Genomic DNA, 17,183 nt, shown 5'->3' with positions numbered 1-17,183 from the left:
TTCTTGTACCTGTCCGGTCTCAGCATAATCTGCCTAAAAAGGTTTTCAATCCCATCATCAGGGGTCTTTTGGTGCAAAACCAAACGAACGCGCAACACCCCATGCGATACCGCACATGGATTATCTATAGTTTGTGCATCATGTCTTTATAGAGCTTTGGCACCGGAAAGATATCTTTAAAACGCGATTAAAAAACCCTACAAAAGCCAACAACGCGCCGAGTCACGCCACGGATGACCGCGCGAAACCAACAGAAAACGCAGGTGAGTGAAAAGGATATCGCGCATGTATGACGATCTTGACCTATTGCAGAATAGCAACGCGCAGTTATGAACTGGCGCAATGCTCGATCGCCCAGATCCTGCGAGATCGGCATCCAAAAGTGCGCGTGCGGCGCGAATTTCTTGAAAGCCCGCTGCTAGAGCGCGTCACGCTAGAGCAGCTTGTCTCTGACGCTTTCGCTCTCAGCGATTTCCTTGATGCCTGCAGGCACCTTCCCCATTGTGGCGAAACGTCGATCCGGCGCCTGCGCGAGGTTCTGAAAACCGAGTTGTCACTGCTGCGGTCGCGCAATGCCGCAGCCGCCCAAGCAGCGATCACGGCCAGTGCGACCCCGATAGATTATTCCTTCCAATACCCGAAATGGAGCTATAGCTGACCGCTGCAAACCAGTCGCATGGTCAGGGCTATAGCGCCGCCACCAGATAATAGCTGCGGCAGCGTTGCGATGAGGACGGAATACGATCCAGCTTTCTGTATTTCGCCACAGTTCTACGCGCGATGTGGAACCCCTCGTCATGCAGACGGCGGGTTATGGTATCATCGCTTAGCGGGCAGCGGCGGGGTTCTTGCTGCACCAAAGTGCGAATCCGCGCACGCACCACATGCGCCGAGGCCCCCTCATCGCAATTATTGCTGTCGATGGCGGCGCTGAAAAATATCTTGAGAGGGAAACAGCCATGTGGAACCTGCATCATCATGGAAGATGTCACACGGCTTATTGTGCTTTCATGGAGGCCAACCGCCTCTGCAATCGTCTTTAGCTTGAGGGGCCGCATGTGCGGCATCCCATGTTCCAGAAATGCTTTCTGATACCGCACGATTTCGGCAGCCACTTTTATGCTTGTCTCGTTGCGCTGCGCAATCGCGCGGGTGAACCAGCGCGCTGTGCCAAGCGCGTCGCGCACGAATTCGCGGTCCGGGTCATTGGCCACCAGTTTTCTGACGCGGCGCGCAAGGGTTTCGTCAACCGAGATTGTGGGCAGCGTTGAGTTGTTCAACTCCACCACCCAATTACCACCCGCGCCTTTGAACGCGCGCAGGTCGGGTTCTCTGATCGGGGAAAAATTCCCGTGCGACAGGCGCAATCCGGGTTTCGGGTCCAGGTCGCGCAGGCGACGCAACAACTGTGACAACTCGTCTTTCGCGCAGCCAATCTTGCGGCGCAACTCTGCAAAGGCCCCTTTTTGCACCAGTTCAAGATGCTCGATCAGCGTGCACATTTGCGCACGGTCCAAAGCGTCTTCGTCTATTTGCAGGCGCAAACACTCTTTCAACCCTCGGGCAAACAGTCCGCGCGGCTCGACAGTATGCAGCGTTGCAAGCACGCGGGCGACACCATCCTCAGGCACCCCAAGGTTGCGCGCGATCGCGTCCAGCGGTGCAAGCAACCACCCTGACGGTTCCAGATGGGACGCCAGCGCATAACCGATGGCCCTGTCAGCCGGTGCGACCAGAACTTCATCAACCTGCTTGAAAACCTGCGCATGAAACGTCTCGGCTGCCGCATCTGCGATCAGCGAAATCGGGTCATAAACCCGAACCTCTGCACCGGGGCCTGTGACACGCGGCATGGCGCGTGTGGCTTGCGGCTGCAAAACCTCGATAAACGGGTTTTCTTCGGCAAGGGCTTGAGCATAGCCTGAAAGCCCGATGTTATCGAGAACAAGAAGCTTGATCGCCTGCTGCAATTGCGGTGTAAAAACCAAAGATCGTTTTCGCGCCAAATGCGACTGCATTGACATGGGTATTGGGCTCTCTGCAGCGTTCTTATTTCCAACGCTGAAGTTACCGCTATCTGATACGAACCGTAGCTTCTCTTTAGTTGGAAGCGCGGAGCATTGGGCGGCAGGACTTAAATTTGCATGCCCCTTGCCTCTAATTCAGTGCAATGCAGGGTATCTCACAAGGCGGACAGCCAAAACAACACGCGCCTGACGGTACAGCGGATCGGTCGCATGTTCAGGAAGTGATCCTGGTGAAAGGGCTGACTGGGCTTATCCGGCCAGCGAATAGCCCGCACCGCGCACTGTGCGGATCGGGTCTTCGCCGCCCGCCGCGCATAGGGTTTTGCGCAACCGGCCCACATGCACATCCACCGTGCGCGTGTCGATATAGATGTCGCGGCCCCAAACCCTGTCCAGCAACGCCTCGCGCGTCCAGACCTTGCCGGGGCGTTCCATGAAGGCGGCCAGCAGGCGGAATTCTGTCGGGCCAAGATGCAGGCTTTCACTGCCCCGTGTAACGCGGTAGCTGTCAGGTTCAAGCCGGATGTCGTTAAATTCCAGCACCTGCCCGGTGCTTGTCGGGCGCAAGCGGCGCAGATTGGCGCGCACGCGGGCAATCAGTTCTGCCACGGAATAGGGTTTGATGATGTAGTCATCCGCGCCCGTATCCAGCCCGCGCACGCGGTCGCCTTCCTCGGATCGCGCAGAGACCATGATGATCGACGCCTCGCGCCCCTCGCGCGTGGCGCGGATCTGGCGGCAGGCTTCCAGCCCCGACAGGCGCGGCAACATCCAGTCCAGAAGCACCACATCGGGGCCAAGCTCTGCCACGGCCAGCACGGCTTCTTCGCCATCCTTGGCCGTGGCAATACGAAACCCCGCAGCTTTCAGGTTATAGCTGAGCAATGCAACCTGTGCTGGTTCGTCATCGACGATCAGAACCAGCGGGGTATCGGCATCCGACATTCAAATCACTCCTTCGGGGCGGCAATCGTCGCTGTGGAATGGCCCTTTTCGCGCAGTTCGGCATGTCTGCCCTCGGTCACGAAAATAACCTGTTCCGCACCATGCGTGACCAGATCGCCCATGCGTTCGATATTCTTGGCAATAAAGATGTAATGCAGACAGGGCGTGATATTGCGCGGGTCTTCCATCATATGGGTGATGAATTCACGAAACAGCGCATTGGTCATATCATCCACTTCAACATCGCGGCTGATGACATCGCGCGCCAGCTCTGCATCCCTGCGGGCGAAGGCGTCCAGCATGTCTTTCAGCATTTGCCCCACAAGCCGCGCCTGCCGGCGCAGCGCACCGGCAGCGCCTTCGATCATGGGCGCGGTGATCAGCACAGGCACGCGCTTGCCCATATTCTTGGCGTAATCGCCCAGCCGCTCCAACTCGCCCGCCATTTTCATAACGGCCACAGCGGCGCGCAGGTCATCGGCATGGGGCTGGCGCAAGGCCAGCAGGCGCACAACCTGATTGTTGATTTCTTCCTCGGCGGCGTCGATCACCTTGTCGCCCTGCACCACTTGCGCAGCAAGGTCTTCGTCGCGGCTTTCCAGCGCGCGGGCGGCGTTCATGATCGCCGCCTCGACATGCCCGCCCATGGTCAGGACATTCAGGCTGATGGATTCAAGATCACGATCAAAGGCCGAAAGCGTATGCGGTTTCATAGTGTTGGTCCTTTTCCACAAGTACGGGATACTGCCGCGATATGACAGGCATGTGACAATTTTCAGCGACAGGGCAGGATTGTGTCAAATCGTGCCCCTTGCCCGGGTTGCGATTGAATAATCAGGCGCCCGCGATGACGCCCCAGAATATGCTTGACGATGGCCAGCCCCAGCCCCGTGCCGCCACTATCGCGCGAGCGGGCCTTGTCCACGCGGTAGAACCGTTCGGTCAGGCGGGGAATATAGATCGGCTCTATCCCCTCGCCATAATCACGGATCGACAGGCGCAACACCGCGCCATCATAGCCGGGCATATTGGCAATATGCTGGCCGGTTATTTCAACCCGTCCGCCACTGGCCCCGTATTTCAGCGCATTCTCGATCAGGTTGTGATAGACCTGAACAAGCTGGTCATAATCGCCCGGAATTTCCGGCATATCCGGCAGGTCACATGTGACGGTCAACCCCGCATTCTCGATCTGGGGGCGTAGGGCGGCAAGGGTCGCGCGAATGACACCTTCCAGTGCAACCATGCCACGTGGGCGAATTTTCTCAACGCTTTCCACCCGCGACAGTGACAGCAGATCGGCCACAAGGCCCGTCATCCGCGCCGCCTGTTCGGCCATGATGCCCAAAAACTCTGTGCGCGTTTGCGGGTCATCGCCTGCAGGGCCTTGCAGCGTTTCAATAAATCCCGCCAACACTGTCAGGGGCGAGCGCAACTCATGGCTGACATTGGCCACAAAATCGCGCCGCTGTGCGCTGGCCGCTTCCAGTTCTGACGTGTCGCGCAGCGCAATGACAATGCGCGCCCCGTCCATGCGCCGCGCGGTCACCTGCCAGATGGATTCCGCCTGTGCGCCATGCGACTGAAAGCTGGCGCTTTCCCCGTCAGAGCCTGCAAGCGCGCGCTCCAGCATTGCCGACACATCGGGCTGGCGCAGATGCGCGCGCAACTGCGCGCCGCGAATACGCGCGCCAAACAAGTCTATCGCTGCGGGGTTGGCCGTGATGACAAACCCCTCAAGATCGACCAGCAGCACCGGATCGGGAAAGGCCGAGATCAGCGCCTGCAATGCTGTGTCGTTCATCTAAACTTACCCAAACCGCCCTGTGACATAGTCATTGGTGCGGCTTTTCTTCGGATTGGTAAAGATCGTTTCGGTATCGCCAAACTCGATCAACCGGCCCAGATACATGAACGCCGTGTTATCCGACACCCGCGCGGCCTGCGCCATGGAGTGGGTGACCATGACAATGGAGTAGGTGCCCTTCAATTCCTCGATCAATTCCTCAATGCGGGCAGTGGCAATCGGGTCCAGCGCCGAGCATGGCTCGTCCATCAGCAGAACCTCGGGGTCGGAGGCGACAGCGCGCGCGATGCATAGGCGCTGTTGCTGCCCGCCCGACAGGCCCAATGCGCTTTCCTGCAAGCGGTCTTTTACCTCTTTCCACAAGGCGGCCTGCTGCAACGCGCGCTCGACCGTTTCATCCAGAATGGATTTCTTCGTCACCCCATCCACCCGCAGCGGGTAGGTGATATTGTCATAGATCGACATGGCAAAGGGGTTCGGCTTTTGAAACACCATGCCCATACGCTTGCGCAGCGCGATCACGTCGACGCCTTTGCCGTAAATATCGAACCCGTCCACCGTGATACGACCATTGATCCGCAGACCATCGACAAGGTCATTCATCCGGTTCAGACAGCGCAGCATGGTGGATTTACCGCAACCCGACGGGCCGATCAGCGCAGTGACCTGCCCTTTCTGGATTTCCAGATTGCAGTCAAACAGCGCCTGCGACTCTCCATACCACAGGTTGAAATTCTCGATGCTCAGGCAAGGTCCGTCCGCACTTTTCTTGACATGGTAGGATGTTGGTTCAAACTCGATAGTGTCCATGATGCTCTCTTAGAACTGGCCAGTTGCGTATTTGCGCTTCAGGCGGTTGCGGACGATGATGGCAGTTGCGTTCATAGCGACAATCAATGTCAACAGCAGCAGCGTGGTGACAAAAACCATCGGCTTGCCCGCTTCCGAGTTGCGCGACTGGAAGCCCACATCGAAGATATGAAAGCCCAGATGCATGAAGCTGCGATCAAGGTGGATGAAGGGGTAGAAGGCGTCAATCGGCAAGGCAGGGGCCAGTTTCACCACACCCACCAGCATCAGCGGCGCCACTTCGCCCGCGCCCCGCGCCATGGCCAGAATCATGCCTGTCATAATGCCCGGCAGCGCCTTGGGCAGCACCACATAGCGGATGGTCTGCCATTTTGACGCGCCACAAGCCAGCGACCCTTCGCGCATGGAGCGCGGCACAGCGGCAAGCGCTTCTTCGGTTGCCACAATCACCACCGGCACCGTCAGCAACGCCAGCGTCAGTGAGGCCCACAGGATGCCGCCCTTGCCGAATGTCGGGTTGGGCAGGCTTTCGGGGTAGAATAACTGGTCAATCGTGCCGCCCATTGTATAGGCGAAAAAGCCCAGACCGAAGACGCCGTAAACAATACTAGGCACACCGGCCAGATTGTTGACGGAGATACGAACAATCGAAGTGACGCGCCCCTGTTTGGCATATTCGCGCAGGTAAAGGGCGGTGATCACGCCGAACGGGGCCACAAAAACCACCATCAGCAGCGTCATGGCGACTGTGCCAAAGATCGCAGGCAGCACACCGCCCTGGGTGTTGGCCTCGCGCGGTTCGGTCGAAACAAATTCCCACCAGCGCGAGAAATAGATGCCCAGCTTGTCAAGCACACCCACTGTATTGGCAGGGAAATAGCGCACGATCTGGCTCATTTCCGGCTCGATCGTGCGACCGCCGACTTCTTCCAAGGTTACGCGGTAGCTGCGGTCAACTGCGCGAATTTCATTCACGCGGGCTTGCAAGACCTGAAATTCAGCCTGCAATTCGGCAATGCGCTCTTGCGAGGCGGCAATCTCGGCAGCGGCAGCCTCTTCGCCTTGGCGCAACACCGCGCGGCGCTGGTTCAGGCGTTCGCGTTCGATCAGATTGTTCAGGCGGCCAATCTCGCTGCGTTCAATCCGGCGTATTTCGCGGAAGCGTTCGCGCGCGGCTTCCTGTTCGCGGCGGAAGGTGGCGGCGTCATAGTCCATCTGCTGACCGGCCACCTGCAAGCCTGCAATCCGGCCCACGAACACGCCCCAAACCTGACGCTCGAAATAATAGAAATCTTCGGGCTGGGTGACAGTGGCGGTTTCAAAATCTGCGACCCATTGGAAATCGTCGCCATACAGGTCGAAATTCGCCGTCTGGTACAGGGTGCGATAGGCAAATCCGTCATTTTCCTCGACCACTGCGCGCTGCTCATCTGTCAGGCGCGGCATGTCGGGGCGGAAGATCGTGCCGCGCCGTTCAACCCCTGCAATGACAGTGCCATCGGTCAATTCAACCCGATCAATCGGCTTGGGCCAGAATGTTGTGGCACCATTATACAGCACCATCATCAGAAACCCTGCGATCAGGATGATCCCCAGCGCCAGCGCGCCACCAAAGCCCCAAAGCGCAGGCTCGCCCGCCGCTGACAAATCCGCCGAGAAGCGGCGCACCCGCCGCCCCTTCACAGCGTCTTTCGCCGCAACCCCAGCAGCACCGGCAGCGCCAGAGGCGGGCGGCATTTGTTCGTTCAAGCTGGTCATATCTGTCCCCAAGCCCAAGATTTACAGATTGAAAGCGCGCTTGCGAAAGCGCTGGCGGATCAACTCCGCGCCGGTATTGATGACAAAGGTCATGATGAACAGCGTCAGCGCCGCCAAGAACAGCACGCGGTAATTGGTGCCGTCTTTCACCGCTTCGGGCAATTCAATGGCGATATTGGCCGATAGCGTGCGCAGGCCGGAAAAGATGTTCCATTCCATGATCGGCGTGTTGCCCGCCGCCATGACTACGATCATCGTCTCGCCCACCGCGCGGCCCATGCCCATCATCACTGCCGAGAATACGCCCGATGCCGCCGTGGGCAGCACCACCCAACGCGCGGTTTGCCACGGTGTTGCCCCGCAGGCCAGCGATGCCGCGCGCAGGTGGCCGGGAACCGAGTTCAGCGCATCTTCGGCCAGCGTGTAGATGTTGGGGATCACGGCAAAAGCCATGATGAACCCCACCACCAGCGCGTTGCGTTGCTGGTAACTGTCGATGAAACTGCCGCGCGGGTCATAGCCGATAAGCGTCAGGAAAGATGCAAACGCATAGGAGAGCAGCATCGCCCCCAGCAACATCGACACCCAGCGCCCCGCATCGAACAGACCCGCGCGCGACCGCGCCATCCCGCCAATCAAGGCGCGCCAATGGTGGCCATACAGCTTCCGGAACGCCCAGCCGACAACCAGATAGGACAGCGGCAGCAGGATCAGGAACATGAACGGTGTACCCGTGCCAATGCGCCCGGTCGTCCAGCCCTTGAAATCGCCATAGAACAAGACGCGCTCGAAACTGGCACCCAAGCTGGCCGCGACCCATGCTGTTACCAGAATGGACAGACCCATCAGCACAAATTTCGGGAACCCGTCATATTTCAGCGCCATATTTGCAGGCAGGGCTTGCCATGCGAACGCCCCGATCATCAGCCCCATGGGCAGCGCGAAAAAGCCCAGCAAAACCGCGCCTATCCATTCTTCCACCAAAGGGGCCAGCACAAGCGCCGCAATGAAGCCCAGCACAACCGTGGGCAGTGATTCCATCATCTCCATCATCGGTTTGACAGTGCCGCGTACACGGCTGTCCACAAATTCCGATGTATAGATCGCCGCCATCAGCGCGATGGGCACGGCAAACAGCATCGCATAGGTGGCCGCCTTGATCGTGCCGAAAATCAGCGGCACAAGCGAATATTTCGGTTCTGACAAATCGGTTCCGGCGGTGGATTGCCAGATGAATTCCGGCTGGCCATACCCTTCATACCAGATGCGCCCGAACAACACGCGCAGCGTGACTTCGGGGTGTTTCTGGGTGTATTGCCACGCTTCGAATTCGCCTGTGTCATTGACGACCATCACACCATCGGCGCGGGGAAACAGCATGCCCTGCGCCTGTTCATTCGTGGCCCCGGACCGTGCCAGCCGGAACAAAACCTGATCCGAGGTAGAGTGATAGACCCACACATTGCCATCGATGTCAGTGGCCACAAACTCTTTCGAGCGTTGGGATTCCGACACGTCAATCACGGCAGCAGGCATGGGCGCATGTGTGCGTGCGCGCACCATCTCGCGCCCGTCCGTGGTGGCGGTGGTGCCAGTCTGCAACCGGAACCAGACCGCCACGCCGCCGTCATCCGTGCCAACAACAAGCGCATCTTCCGCGGTCAGAAAGGTCAGCGCGGTTACACCCACACCATCATCTGCCACACGGATACGTTCTGCCAATACCGGCGCGTCGATATTGCGCAAATCATAGCGGTAAACATAGCCGCTATCGGATGAAATGATGATGCGGTCCGCACTGCCCGACATCAGCAAACCCGTCACCTGTTCGCCCGCCTCGACGCCCAGCGACGGCAGGTCTGTGGTTGTGGTGGTGACCGTCTCGTCGCCCGTCATCATATTGATCTGCACACGAGAGCGGCTGACCCGCACTTGGCCCGCTGCATCAACCGTGGCGAACACGATGATCGGGCGCTCTGCCGTGCCGCCAATGCGGTAATCCAGCGCAACAATCGGGGCATCCGACACCTGCTCGACCGAGCGCAACTCGACAATGCTGGAATTGGTGCGGAAATCGCCGGTGCCGACTTCGGTGTAAACGAACCCGTCCAGCATCCGGTCGCGCGCGTCAATCTGGATCAGGCCAGAGGGCAGGCGATTGCGCGCGGTGGCCCTGCTTTCAAAGCCCAGCGTGGCAAAGCGTACGGACCCGTCATCAAACCCGAAGGCTACGCGGTCACGCTCCAACGTGCCAGCAACGGATGTCACTTCGGCCCCGTCAAAATCCAGCGTGGTGCGGGTAACTTCTGTCCCTGTCGGAATGTGATAGGTCAGCACATTGCCGCTTGTATCTGCGACAATCCCAAGTGTCTGGAATTCATCGCCATTCACCCATGCGACAGGTGCGGGCATGCTAAGCTGATGGCGCACATTGCCATGCATTTCGCCGCCCGCCATCAAGGGCATGACCACGCGGAACAGGAACACCATGATCCCCAGAACCGCCACAATCACCATCAGGCCGCCAACAGTAATGATGCCACCTGCCAGTTTTTCGCCAAGAACCACGCTGGTTCGGGTGGTCATGCGCCGCTTTCGCGCCGCCGCGCCACGCTCGCTGGTGGTGGGGGCCATATCGCTCATGTTGCCTGTCCGTCACTTTGAAACCAAAAATAGGGTGGGGCGGCAAACGCCGCCCCACCCGTGAAGATCAAGACCTTACTTCAGGCCGAAAGCTTCCAGATCCAGATCGGCAACGCGTGCTGTGACAGGGAAGAAACCCGCGCGCACAACATCGGCCTGCCCTTCCTGGCTGTAGACATAGCGCACGAATTCAGCGCGCAGCGGCTCCAGCTCTGCATTGGGGTCTACGTTCATGTAAACATACAGGAAACGTGCGACTGGATAGGTGCCTTCGGGCGCATCTTCGGTGGAGTAGCAATTGCCATCTTCACCGCGGATTTCCAATGCGCGCACATCTGCTGTGCCATAGCCCACGCCAGAGTAGCCAATGCCACCCAGATCGGCTGCAACACCCTGAATCACGGTCGAGGAACCGGGCTGTTCACGCACTTCGGGGCTATAATCGCCACCGAACAGGGCCACATCCTTGAAGTAGCCATAGGTGCCCGAAGCCGAGTTGCGGCCATACATGGCGATGGGACGATCTGCCCATTCACCTTCTGCACCAACTTCACCCCATGTCGTGATGGCAGCATCTGCACCACCTGCACGGGTGGACGAGAAGATGGCATCAATTTCTTGCAGCGATACGCAAGTTACAGGGTTGTCGCGGTGGACAAACACGCCAATCGCGTCGATCGCGCCGCGCATTGGGATGGGCGCATAGCCGTAACGTGCTTCGAATTCTTCAATCTCTGATCCGCGCATCGCGCGCGACATCGGGCCGAACTGGGCAGTGCCTTCAACCAGTGCGGGTGGGGCAGTGCCCGAACCAGCGCCCTGAATCTGAACTGCAACATTCGGATAGAAGGCGCGGAACCCTTCGGACCACAATGTCATCAGGTTGTTCAATGTATCAGACCCGATCGAAGTCAGGTTGCCCGATACACCCGAGACAGCCTCGTATGATGGCAGGTTGGGGTCAATGCTCTGGGCATTTGCGGCACCTGTCAGGGCCAGCGCACTCGTGGCAAGCAGAAGCGAAAAACGTGTCATGTCATCTCCTGTCACATTGTGTGACTTCAATTTCGTAAAACGCGCCAACACAAACCGCAGCACGCTGGGCAACGCATAGGCACCAATTGTAACAGCTCTATGAAGGTCGGATAAATTTGCTAAAATAGGCCTAGCACACCGTACCCGCGCCCCATCCGCGCAAAGGGTGCGACAGCACCGCGCCAATGCCCTGCCCACAAGGCGGGCATTTCTTGGGGCATGCGCCCAACTGCATGGCGCCACACCAAAAGCACTGCGCGATCGTGCCAGAATTTAACTTTTGCTTCTATTCCACGATAATGAATGATGTCGGAATATTTTGTTCCGCCACCAACCATAAAGACTGTTAATTCCCCATTGCCATGCAGCGCTTTCACAGGGAAACTAGGGCTGCGCATGAGCATGTTGCGTCCGAGAGAAGACACGGAAAGACACTGCGCGACCAAAGGGGATATTCATGTTTTACAAAGATGAGCGCCTCGCGCTTTTTATCGATGGTGTAAATCTATACGGAACCAGTCGAAATCTGGGGTTTGACATCGATTATAAACGCTTGAGAGCTGAATTTGCACGCAGAGGAAGGCTACTGCGAGCCTCATATTATACATCGATCACGGAAATAGAAGAATTCACGCCTGTTCGCCCGCTTATCGACTGGCTGAGTTATAATGGCTATAATATGGTCACCAAAACCGCGAAAGAATACACCGACAGCAAAGGCAGGCGGAAAATTAAAGGAAACATATCAATCGAGATTGCAGTTGATGCTATGGAACTTGCGCCAAGGCTGGATCACGCGGTCCTATTCTCTGGGGATGGCGATTATCAGCCCTTGGTTAAAAGCCTTCAAAAACAGGGTGTTCGTGTCTCTGTCGTTTCCACTGTGCGGGGGCCGAACCCGATGATCGGGGATGACTTGCGCCGACAGGCTGACAATTTCATAGAGCTGGATGAACTGCGAGAAGTGCTTGGCCAACCTATGCGCGCGGACCCTCAGGGTGACGCATGGTTGACCAAGCAGGCATCTGACACACCCGCGCCACCCAAAAGTTTCGAACACCAAGAAAGTTGAAAAGCTTGCCAGATATTACCCCATAACCAGATCAGGTATCAGAAAAACATTAAAAATATATCGCCCTTGTCTGGTATGATCAGAATTAAGTATGACACCGCCTATGAGATAATCCATAGGCGGTGTCTGATTGTTTGAATATCAGTCAGCACCGTTAATATTTCCAGTATCCAGCGATGCAAAGAACGGGCCTTATGCCGGTTTTCCAAAAACCCGTGTGTCAAACGGGATTTTATCGCGACAATCAGATCAGATGTATCAACAGCGCCGCATTCTCACATTTTCTTTTCCCTCGCCTTAACCCTGTCGCGCTGGCGCGAATATTCAAAACGCTCTCGAAAAGGCGGAACGCTCTCGAAAAGGCGGCACACCCATCCCACAGGCAGGCCCGAAAAGGGATATTCCCCGCAAAAAATATCGCTTGCCTAACCGGCATCGTTCCTGCGATATATTTTGCGACACAACCCAAGGGGAAGCCTTATGCCGTTGCCCTTTCCATGCAGGCCAACCGCCCTGATACTTGCCGCTTTCGGCCTTATGGCGCCTGTCACTGCGCAGGCTGAACAGGTCACTGTCTTTGCCACGGCAAGCCTGACAAACGCCGCGACCACACTGGCACATGCATGGTCAGAACAGACAGGCCATCAGGCCACCATGTCCTTTGCGGGGTCTTCCGCACTCGCGCGCCAGATCCAGCATGGCGCACCTGCGGATATTTTCATATCGGCCAGCACAGACTGGATGGATGCGGTCGAAACCTCGGGTGATCTGCGCGCGGGCACGCGGCGCGATATTCTGGGCAATACACTTGTGCTGATCGCCCATGGCACCGATGTGGCCCCTGTAACACTGGATGAAACACTGGATCTGGCAGGTATGGTCGGGGATGCGCGCCTTGCCATGGCGCTGGTCGATGCGGTGCCAGCGGGCGTCTATGGCAAGGCGGCGCTGACGTCGCTGGGGCTGTGGGACAATGTCGCCCCGCAGGTTGCCCAAGCCGACAATGTGCGCGCAGCACTGGCCTTTGTCGCCCAGAACGAAGCCCCCTTTGGCATCGTTTTCGCCACAGATGCGGCGGTTGCAGACACTGTCAGCGTTATCGGCACCTTTCCCGAAGGCAGCCATCCTGCAATCACCTATCCCGCCGCCATTACAGCGCAGTCAACCAGCCCTGTCGCACAAGAGTTTCTGGAATTTCTGTCTTCGGACACGGCCCGCGCCATCTGGCATGCATATGGGTTCAGCGTGCTGGATTGATGGGGGGCGACTGGGCAAACTGGCTTGGCCCCGCAGAATGGCAGGCCGTGCGGCTGTCGATCCGCGTGTCCTTCTGGGCCACGCTGGTCAGCCTGCCGCTGGGTATTTTCGTGGCCTATGCTTTGGCGCGGTGGGATTTCTGGGGCAAGCAGGTTCTGAACGGGATCGTGCATCTGCCGCTGATTCTGCCGCCCGTGGTGACAGGGTATCTGTTGCTTGTGACTTTCGGGCGGCGCGGCAGTATCGGGTACTATCTGGACGCGTGGTTCGGGATTGTGCTGTCTTTTCGCTGGACAGGGGCGGCAGTTGCGGCAGCGGTGATGGCCTTTCCCCTGATGGTGCGCGCCATCCGACTGGCGATCGAGGCTGTGGACCCAAAGCTTGAAGCCGCCGCCAGCACGCTGGGCGCATCGAAGCCGTGGGTTTTTGCCACTATCACCCTGCCGCTGATCCTGCCCGGCGTGATTGCAGGGGCAATTCTGGCCTTTGCCAAGGCCATGGGCGAATTCGGCGCGACAATCACCTTTGTCTCGAACATTCCCGGCCAGACACAGACCGTGCCATCGGCCATCTACGCGTTTTTGCAGGTGCCGGGCGGCGAGGCGGCGGCAAGCCGCCTTGTGATCATCGCCATCATCATCGCCATGAGTGCGCTGTTGCTGTCGGAATTTGTGGCGCGCAGGGTGGCAAAACGGGTGGCCGGGTCATGACATTGCAGGTGGTAGTGCAGCACAGCTTCAAGGGGTTTAAGCTGGATGTGGCGTTTAGCGCGCCAGCCGGTGTGACCGTGCTGTTTGGGGCCTCCGGCTCTGGCAAAACCACGCTGGTCAATGCGGTGGCGGGGCTGTTGCGCCCCGATTTGGGCCGGATTGTTGCCGATGACTGGGTGTTGCTGGACACACAGGCGCGCCAGAACCTTGCCCCGCATAAACGCCGGATCGGCTATATCTTTCAGGAAGGCCGCCTGTTCCCGCATCTTAGCGTGCGCCAGAACCTTGCCTATGGGCGCTGGTTCGCTCCGCGCGATGCGCGGCATGAGGATATGGCCCGCGTCGTCGAGATGCTGGGTATAGGCCCGCTGCTGGACCGTCGCCCCGGCGCGCTATCGGGCGGCGAGAAGCAACGTGTCGCCATTGGCCGCGCGCTGCTGGCCGCGCCCAAGCTGATTCTGGCAGACGAGCCTTTGGCCGCGCTGGATGAGGCCCGCAAGGCAGAAATCCTGCCCTATTTTGAACGCCTGCGCGATGAAGTGTCGGTGCCAATTCTGTATGTCAGCCATTCCTCGGCGGAAGTTGCGCGTCTGGCAACCACTGTGGTGGCACTGAAGGCAGGGCGCGTGGCCGCCTGCGGCACGCCTGCGCAGGTGCTGGGCGATGTGGCAGCGGTTGGCGTGCGGGGGGCGGCATCGGTGCTGCGGGCGCGGGTTGTGGCCCATCATGACGATGGCCTGACCGAACTGGCAACCAATGCAGGCACGCTATGGTTGCCACGGATCAGCGATACATGCGGCGCAACAATCCGCGTGCGCATCGCCGCGCAAGAGGTGATCTTGTCGCGCGATGCCCCGCAAGGGCTGTCGGCGCTGAATATCCTGCGCGGCACGATAGCCGATATCCGGCTGGGCGATGGTCCCGGCGCGCTGGTGACGCTGGCCTTGGGCGACGAGAGGCTCAGCGCGCGCGTCACGCGCCGCTCGGTTCAGGCGATGGGGCTGGTGATTGGCGAGATGTGTCACGCGATCATCAAAACAGTCGCGCTCGCCCCCGAGGATATTGGCACTGGCTATGTGCAACAGGCGGCACCGTGACGCGGCCTGCGCGGCGCGCCATGTCCTTTGGCATTGGCGCAGTGGTTGGCACGGCGGGCGGGCTGATCGGCCTTGGCGGGGCAGAGTTCCGCTTGCCCGCTTTGGTCGGTATCTTGCGATTCTCTGCAAGAGAGGCTGTCGCGGTCAACCTTGTGGCCAGTCTTGTCGTGCTGGTGGCCGCGTTTCCGTTTCGCGCGGCCACTGTGCCTATGGCCGAAATTGTCCCTTTCCTGCCTGCGATCTTCGGCATGCTGGCAGGGTCCATGTCAGCGGCATGGGTGGGGGCGGGTTGGCTGCGCAGGGTGTCCGACAGAATGCTGGGGCGGCTTATTCTAAGTCTTCTGGTCGCCCTTGGCTGTGTGCTGATTGCAGAGGGGGTGTTTGTTGCAGCACCGGTGCAGCTGGTTGCGCAAGACCCTGTTACCACAGTCCTTGTCGCAGCCGCATGCGGTGTGGGGATCGGGCTTGTCTCGTCCCTGCTGGGGGTGGCGGGCGGAGAGTTGATTATACCTGTGTTCATCCTGCTGTTTGGTGCAGATGTGAAACTTGCCGGATCAATGGCGATACTGGTCAGCATTCCCACCATCATCGTGGGCCTGTCGCGGCATTTCGGGAAAGGTGCTGTGCTGCGTGAGGGGGCGGTCTGGCAGACGACCATCCTGCCTTTGGCCGCTGGCTCGGCGCTTGGGGCGGCACTTGGTGCGCTGGCGCTGGGGCTTGTGCCTGCGCAGCTGCTCAAGATCGGGCTGGGGGTGATCCTGATTGTTTCGGCTTGGGGCGTTTTCCGCCATTTGCCGCAAAGGCCCGTCAGGTCATAGCGCCATAACGCGGGGCAAAGGGCGCGGCGCAGGCCGTCAACTGGCCGCGACCTTGACCTCTACCGCCATGCTGACCGTCACACCGGCAGTGCCGCTGAAACTGCCCACAACCGGCGCGACCTGCGTGATATGGCGCGCAACGGCAACGGGTATCAGGTTGCCAGACCCCATTGAACGGTTGGTAGGGTCAAAGGAAATCCAGCCTGCACCGGGAACAAACACTTCTACCCATGCATGGGTAGAACCTGCGCCCGCAGACCCCGTCAAGGCGCGTGTCGGGTCGAACATATAGCCCGACACAATCCGCGCGCCGAAACCCAATGTGCGCACGGCCTCGGCAAATAACACGGCCAGATCGCGGCACGACCCCCAAGCGCGGTCCAGCGTGTCCAGCGGGCCTTGTGTGCCTTCCACCTCGCGGCTTTGATAGCTGATCTGGCTGGATACGCCATTGCTGACATCTTGCAACAGCGACAGCGTGTCGGTGGGGCGCTGCATGACAAACCCCTCCACCCAAGTGGAAAGCCGCCCCGCCGCATCGGCATATTGCGGACGCGCCAGCGCGCCAAGATCGGTCCAGTCTTCGTCGGAATATAAAAACGGGTAGCGCTGGGCAGAGGCGGCAATATCGAAAACCGGCCATGCAGGCGCGGTCAAATCCACCGACATCCGGCTTTCCACTTCCAGCCTGTCGGTCAGGCCCGTGAAACTGGCCGTGGCAATGGCGTTGCCGCTGACATCATGCGCCCAATTTATCGTCGCATCAGGGGTCGCAGACAGATCGAAGGACAGCAACCGCAATTCCGGCGTCTCTCGCGGGCGCAGCATCAGGCGATGCGGGCCAAGAAAAACCGGCTCTGAATACTGGTAGCCGGTCTTGTGGGTAATTGTCAGCACTGTCACGAACTGGACCCCGATGATCTTGCCTTGCTGCCTGTCCCGCCACCACCACCCGATGCAGAGGCAGGGTTGCGCCAAGTGCTGCTGCCCTTGCAGCGTTTGCAGATGCGTTCGCCAAAGCCTTCGCTGGAAAACATGGTCTTGCAGCGCAGGCACGCCCGTTCACGCGGGCCGTCCCCTCTTGCCGCCTCTGGCTTGGAAAGGTCGAGTAGCTGATCTTTCATGCGTCATATCCTTTTATTCTATGATTTGACTTATGTGATAGGGTCGCAAATTGACTGCCTGCGCGCGAAATTCCGGCAAA

16 protein-coding genes are annotated in these 17,183 nt (G+C 58.9%); 6 read left to right on the top strand and 10 right to left on the bottom strand.

Annotated features, from left to right (window positions below; translation table 11 throughout):
• Window positions 1-289 precede the first annotated feature (289 nt).
• On the top strand, window positions 290-658 hold the full coding sequence (locus tag BG455_RS01455) for a hypothetical protein (protein WP_071468154.1): 369 nt from the start codon (window positions 290-292) through the stop codon (window positions 656-658).
• 28 nt (window positions 659-686) lie between these two features.
• Here the strand turns inward: BG455_RS01455 and rpoN are convergent, their stop codons facing one another.
• From rpoN to BG455_RS01415, 8 genes are all read right to left on the bottom strand, one after another.
• Entirely contained in the window at window positions 687-1,988 is a 1,302-nt protein-coding gene (gene rpoN, locus BG455_RS01450) for an RNA polymerase factor sigma-54 (RefSeq protein WP_245735438.1), read from the bottom strand.
• A 288-nt stretch (window positions 1,989-2,276) separates the two neighbouring features.
• Window positions 2,277-2,972 carry a phosphate regulon transcriptional regulator PhoB gene (gene phoB, locus BG455_RS01445; RefSeq protein WP_071468152.1) on the bottom strand — a complete coding sequence of 232 codons (696 nt, stop codon included), beginning with the start codon at window positions 2,970-2,972 and terminating at the stop codon, window positions 2,277-2,279.
• Between the two features lie 5 nt (window positions 2,973-2,977).
• Window positions 2,978-3,685: a phosphate signaling complex protein PhoU gene (gene phoU / locus BG455_RS01440; RefSeq protein WP_071468151.1), complete on the bottom strand. Its 708-nt coding sequence runs from the start codon at window positions 3,683-3,685 to the stop codon at window positions 2,978-2,980.
• Window positions 3,686-3,747: 62 nt separating this feature from the next.
• Window positions 3,748-4,776 carry an ATP-binding protein gene (locus BG455_RS01435; protein ID WP_071468150.1) on the bottom strand — a complete coding sequence of 343 codons (1,029 nt, stop codon included), beginning with the start codon at window positions 4,774-4,776 and terminating at the stop codon, window positions 3,748-3,750.
• A 6-nt stretch (window positions 4,777-4,782) separates the two neighbouring features.
• Window positions 4,783-5,589 carry a phosphate ABC transporter ATP-binding protein PstB gene (gene pstB / locus BG455_RS01430; protein WP_071468149.1) on the bottom strand — a complete coding sequence of 269 codons (807 nt, stop codon included), beginning with the start codon at window positions 5,587-5,589 and terminating at the stop codon, window positions 4,783-4,785.
• A 9-nt stretch (window positions 5,590-5,598) separates the two neighbouring features.
• The gene (gene pstA, locus BG455_RS01425; protein ID WP_084386075.1) at window positions 5,599-7,347 is read right to left on the bottom strand and encodes a phosphate ABC transporter permease PstA; all 1,749 of its coding nucleotides are present in this window, start codon (window positions 7,345-7,347) and stop codon (window positions 5,599-5,601) included.
• Window positions 7,348-7,368: 21 nt separating this feature from the next.
• On the bottom strand, window positions 7,369-9,990 hold the full coding sequence (locus BG455_RS01420; protein WP_211307051.1) for an ABC transporter permease subunit: 2,622 nt from the start codon (window positions 9,988-9,990) through the stop codon (window positions 7,369-7,371).
• Window positions 9,991-10,065: 75 nt separating this feature from the next.
• Window positions 10,066-11,025 (bottom strand): PstS family phosphate ABC transporter substrate-binding protein, encoded by a 960-nt coding sequence (locus BG455_RS01415; RefSeq protein WP_071468147.1) that lies wholly within the window; start codon window positions 11,023-11,025, stop codon window positions 10,066-10,068.
• Window positions 11,026-11,482: 457 nt separating this feature from the next.
• Here BG455_RS01415 and BG455_RS01405 point away from each other — a divergent pair, with 457 nt between their 5' ends.
• From BG455_RS01405 to BG455_RS01385, 5 genes are all read left to right on the top strand, one after another.
• Window positions 11,483-12,097 carry a LabA-like NYN domain-containing protein gene (locus tag BG455_RS01405; RefSeq protein ID WP_071468145.1) on the top strand — a complete coding sequence of 205 codons (615 nt, stop codon included), beginning with the start codon at window positions 11,483-11,485 and terminating at the stop codon, window positions 12,095-12,097.
• Between the two features lie 537 nt (window positions 12,098-12,634).
• The gene (gene modA / locus BG455_RS01400; protein ID WP_245735437.1) at window positions 12,635-13,354 is read left to right on the top strand and encodes a molybdate ABC transporter substrate-binding protein; all 720 of its coding nucleotides are present in this window, start codon (window positions 12,635-12,637) and stop codon (window positions 13,352-13,354) included.
• On the top strand, window positions 13,354-14,064 hold the full coding sequence (gene modB / locus BG455_RS01395) for a molybdate ABC transporter permease subunit (protein ID WP_071468143.1): 711 nt from the start codon (window positions 13,354-13,356) through the stop codon (window positions 14,062-14,064). The genes modA and modB overlap by 1 nt, the downstream gene beginning before the upstream one ends.
• A complete protein-coding gene (gene modC / locus BG455_RS01390) occupies window positions 14,061-15,161 on the top strand; it encodes a molybdenum ABC transporter ATP-binding protein (protein WP_071468142.1) in 1,101 nt (366 codons plus the stop codon). Before modB ends, modC begins: the two co-directional genes overlap by 4 nt.
• Window positions 15,158-15,979, top strand: a complete 822-nt coding sequence (locus BG455_RS01385) for a sulfite exporter TauE/SafE family protein (protein ID WP_084386067.1) — start codon at window positions 15,158-15,160, stop codon at window positions 15,977-15,979. The genes modC and BG455_RS01385 overlap by 4 nt, the downstream gene beginning before the upstream one ends.
• 36 nt (window positions 15,980-16,015) lie before the next feature.
• Here the strand turns inward: BG455_RS01385 and BG455_RS01380 are convergent, their stop codons facing one another.
• Complete coding sequence (locus BG455_RS01380; protein ID WP_071468217.1) at window positions 16,016-16,882, bottom strand: transglutaminase family protein; 867 nt, start codon at window positions 16,880-16,882, stop codon at window positions 16,016-16,018.
• Window positions 16,879-17,103: a hypothetical protein gene (locus tag BG455_RS17030; protein ID WP_143079860.1), complete on the bottom strand. Its 225-nt coding sequence runs from the start codon at window positions 17,101-17,103 to the stop codon at window positions 16,879-16,881. The genes BG455_RS01380 and BG455_RS17030 overlap by 4 nt, the downstream gene beginning before the upstream one ends.
• Window positions 17,104-17,183: the final 80 nt, after the last annotated feature.

It is taken from the genome of Roseinatronobacter thiooxidans, assembly GCF_001870675.1.
GTDB lineage: Bacteria > Pseudomonadota > Alphaproteobacteria > Rhodobacterales > Rhodobacteraceae > Roseinatronobacter > Roseinatronobacter thiooxidans.
This window is presented reverse-complemented; position numbering and strand designations above follow the sequence as displayed.